At 70.7% G+C, this 3,625-nt stretch carries 6 protein-coding genes; 4 read left to right on the top strand and 2 right to left on the bottom strand.

The features are described 5' to 3' along the window. Positions 1-14: 14 nt before the first annotated feature. Complete coding sequence (locus DD1DGNOD_RS04670; protein WP_013873609.1) at positions 15-443, bottom strand: hypothetical protein; 429 nt, start codon at positions 441-443, stop codon at positions 15-17. A gap of 38 nt (positions 444-481) precedes the next feature. Between DD1DGNOD_RS04670 and DD1DGNOD_RS04675 the strand changes: the two genes are divergently transcribed. Beyond that, complete coding sequence (locus DD1DGNOD_RS04675; protein WP_131769537.1) at positions 482-802, top strand: hypothetical protein; 321 nt, start codon at positions 482-484, stop codon at positions 800-802. Here the strand turns inward: DD1DGNOD_RS04675 and DD1DGNOD_RS04680 are convergent. Further along, on the bottom strand, positions 791-985 hold the full coding sequence (locus tag DD1DGNOD_RS04680; protein WP_013873610.1) for a hypothetical protein: 195 nt from the start codon (positions 983-985) through the stop codon (positions 791-793). The genes DD1DGNOD_RS04675 and DD1DGNOD_RS04680 overlap by 12 nt on opposite strands. 230 nt (positions 986-1,215) lie before the next feature. Between DD1DGNOD_RS04680 and DD1DGNOD_RS04685 the strand changes: the two genes are divergently transcribed. The 3 genes from DD1DGNOD_RS04685 to DD1DGNOD_RS04695 form a co-directional block, all read left to right on the top strand. Next, the gene (locus DD1DGNOD_RS04685; protein ID WP_013873611.1) at positions 1,216-1,884 is read left to right on the top strand and encodes an HD domain-containing protein; all 669 of its coding nucleotides are present in this window, start codon (positions 1,216-1,218) and stop codon (positions 1,882-1,884) included. 163 nt (positions 1,885-2,047) lie between these two features. Next, positions 2,048-2,848: an HAD family hydrolase gene (locus tag DD1DGNOD_RS04690; RefSeq protein WP_013873612.1), complete on the top strand. Its 801-nt coding sequence runs from the start codon at positions 2,048-2,050 to the stop codon at positions 2,846-2,848. 430 nt (positions 2,849-3,278) lie between these two features. Beyond that, positions 3,279-3,625: MFS transporter (locus tag DD1DGNOD_RS04695; protein ID WP_131769538.1), on the top strand; the 347-nt coding region annotated here is incomplete at its 3' end.

The raw sequence follows: 3,625 nt of genomic DNA on the forward strand, positions 1-3,625 counted from the left end.
GCCGAACCGCAGGGTCATACGCCGACGGTCAGCATCAGCCGCGGCGCCTCGGCCGCGAGCCGTTCCCGGAAGTCCGCCACCGGGGGCAGCCCGCGGTGGTCGGTGAACAGGCCGGAGAGGTCCCGGGCTCGCTGCACGACCGTACGGGTCGGGAACGCGGCAACGACGTCCAGCGCGCGCATCGCGACCGCCGCGGCTTCCTCCGGCTCCGGACGCGGACGCGCCAGCAGCGCGACGGACAGCGCCACGAGGGTGTTGCCGTAGTCCTCCGGGTAGCCGCCGCCGTGCGCGTCCAGGATGGCGATGGACTGCCGGGCGTGCGTCTCGGCGCGTTCCCCGTCGCCGAGCCGTCCGGCGACGACCGCGGTGAACCCGGCGACGGCTTCGGCGTCGAACGGGGGTTCACCGAACATCGGCGCCGAGTCGAACAGGCTGTTGGCCATCGCTGTGAGTGTGGTCTGGGCGCCGCCGACCGTGCCTGGTGAGCAGGGCGGGGGTCTGCCCGACGCGCGCCGGCCTCGCCCAGCACACTCTCATCTCCCGCATGCAACGCAGCCTCGCGCTCGACCTGGTCCACATGACCGACCAGGAACAGTTCGACTACGAACCGGGCTGCTACACCGACGCCTGCTACCAGGCCGCCGGCTGGGGTGAACCCAATCGCCGGTACTGGATCGGCGCGCAGGAAACCGCCCGACGGCACACGATCCTCAACGGCCTGTACGCCTCCGTCGGTATCAATCCCGGCGGCCGCGCCCACCGCATCACCTTCGACGTACCGGAGCCGGCCCTACCCGGCTGACCGACGTCGGAACACGCCCCGTAGCCGAGGGAATCTCTGCCGGGCCGCGGCGGGCGTTTCAGCGACGAGCGCCCGCCGCATGTCCACCACGTCCGGCCCGTCGGTGTCGAGCAGACGGTCGACAAGGTCCGGGTCGTCCCACCCGTCCCCCGTCTCGACGGCGGCCACGGTGTCGGCCGGCACCGTGGCCGCCGTCGCTGGCGTAGGCCCCGGCGGGCAGACCGACCTTGTGAGGATGCACACAGACCGCCACCCCGCTGGCCTGGTCGACCTGGTAGCCGGCCGCCCGGTCGAGTGTGTACCGGCGGGGGTCAGGGCCCGCGGCGACATCGAACCGTCCACGGGGCAGGGCCCGGGACGGGCAGGTCACACAGATCAGAGCATCATCGGCCGGCCGCTCGGGAGACCCGGTCATGACCATATTGTCCCCACCGCGCCATCCCACCGTTACCAGCGCGCTACAGCTTGCCTGGCACTGGTGCTCCGGTCACAGCATCGACGGCGCCCCGGCGCTCGCCCACGCGGTCCGTGTCGCGGTCGTCCTCGGTCGGCATCATCCGGCTGCCTCGCCCACGCTGCTGGCCGCGGTCCTCCTGTACGACGCCCCCGAACTGGCCCCACCTGACCAACTCGACCCACTGGTGACGTCTCTGCTCGGCGCGGACACTCTCCGGATCATCCGCGTGCTGGAAGCCGAACATCACACCATGCACAACCCGCATACCAGCAGCGAACAGACGCTCGACCGTGTCCACCGGCTCGCCGCCACCGACATGCCGGCGCTGCTGGCCACCACCGCAGACAAGATCGTCGCGTTCGGGTCGATCCTCCGCCGCGCGGCCCGCGCCGACGACCCGAACGCCTTCTGGCAGGCACGCCATCCCTTCCGCGAGCAGATGCCCGTACTTTCACGCCTTCACCACCGCGGCAGTGCCGTTCCTGCCCCCGGCAATGGCAGCCGAGCTCACCGGCCTGCTTACCGCCGCCGACCGGGCCTGCCAGAACCGGACTCCACCTTCGGCCCGGCCTGCCGCGGATCCGGGCTGTTCCCATCCACTCCCATCCACCACCGAAAGGATTGACCATAAACGGTCGTCCGTGGGAAGTCGGCGAGATCCGTAAGGTGGCCTAATGCCGGGATGATCCGTGTCACGTGCTCTGGTACCGATGGCGCAGGACCTGGTTGGCTGAGAGGGAACCGGCCGCTGTCAGGGAGCCGGCCCGCCCCGAGGAGAGCAGGCCCTGGTGGATCCCGTGGACGTTGTGGACCCTGGGAGCGCGGCCCTGTTCGACGTTCACGGCCCCGATGACGGTACGTTGCCGGCGAGCTCCGCGGACGGCGGTGAGTCGCGGGGGCGTAGTGGTGTCGCCGCCGTCCTGTTCGACATGGACGGGCTGCTCGTCGACACCGAGCCGCTGTGGACGGTGGCCGAGCACGAGCTGGCGGCCAGCCTGGGTGCCCGCTTCACCCCCGAGATCAAGGCCGCGATGATCGGCCACGGGGTGGACACCGCCCTGCCGCTGATGCTGTCGATGCTCGGGGTGCCCGACGCCGACCCACACGCCGCCGCCCGCTTCCTGATCGAACGGACCGCCGAGCTGTTCGGCGAGCCCGAGCGGATCGTCCCCATGCCCGGCGCCGTGGCGCTGCTGGACGTGCTGGCCGCCGCCGGGATCGCAACCGCGCTGGTGTCGTCGTCGTTCCGGGTCCTGATGGACCCTGTCCTCGCCGCGGTCGGTGCGGACCGGTTCGCGGTGACGGTCGCCGGGGACGAGGTGAGCCGGCGCAAGCCGCATCCGGAGCCGTACCTGACGGCGGCACGGCTGCTCGGGGCCGACCCGGCGCGCTGCGTGGTCCTGGAGGACAGCGAGGCCGGCGCCCGGGCGGGCCTCGACGCCGGCTGCCCGACGATCCTCGTCCCGTCGATACCGGCCGTGGTGGCCCCTCCGCTGGCCGCCCAGGTGACCGTCCGCCCGAGCCTGCACGAGGTCACCCTCGACCTGCTCGACATCCTGGCCACTCAAGCAGGGGTTCAGTCAAGGTAAGCGGGAAATCGGCAATGGAATGATCTAGAACGATGTTGTGCCTGGTCAGACATCCCTGTTCTCTAAACCGGATTCCGGAGCTGGACCAGAAAGCTGGACCAGCCGAGATCGCCGTGCGGGACTGCCTGTCAAGATCGACCCAATGTCTCTTGCGTGTGTGCTTTGGCTGAACCCTTCCGACGCCCATGTCACCGGGGTATTGTGAGCCGGTCTTCACACTCTGTGTGAGCCGATCGGCGGGGCGTGACCCGTCGTCTTCCGGGTGACCGCTGTCAATCTGCGGACCCGTCGCTCGCCGCGTCCTCTGTTGGCGCTTTGGCTCAACTCTCCCCTCTCCCCTTAAACACGTCTGCGCGCGTGCCCGCCGTGCGGGTAGCGGTGACGCCGGACTGCCGACCCCTTGGACCTGCCTGTCCTCCGAGAAGGTGGCATGCGACCTGACTCTTGCCTGGGTGGTTCTCAGCGACTACCCGCGGCGCCGGTGCTGGCAGTGCTGGCGCTGGGCACTGTCGTGCTGGGCACCAGCGAACTCGGCGTCTCCGGATTGATCCCCGCCATCAGCGCGGATCTGAACGTCTCCGCCGGCGCGGCGGGCGCCCTCGTCGCGGTGTACGCCGTGGCCGTCGCGTTGGCGGGGCCGGTGCTGACCGCGACGCTGAGGCGTCTGCCGCGCCGACGCGTCCTCGTCGCCGCGCTGGGGACACTCGCCGTCGGCAACGGGGCCACCGCTGTCGCACCCGGTTTCCCGGCCCTGCTGGCGGCCCGTGCACTCACCGG

Source organism: Candidatus Protofrankia californiensis (assembly GCF_900634765.1).
In the GTDB taxonomy this organism is placed as follows: domain Bacteria; phylum Actinomycetota; class Actinomycetes; order Frankiales; family Frankiaceae; genus Protofrankia; species Protofrankia californiensis.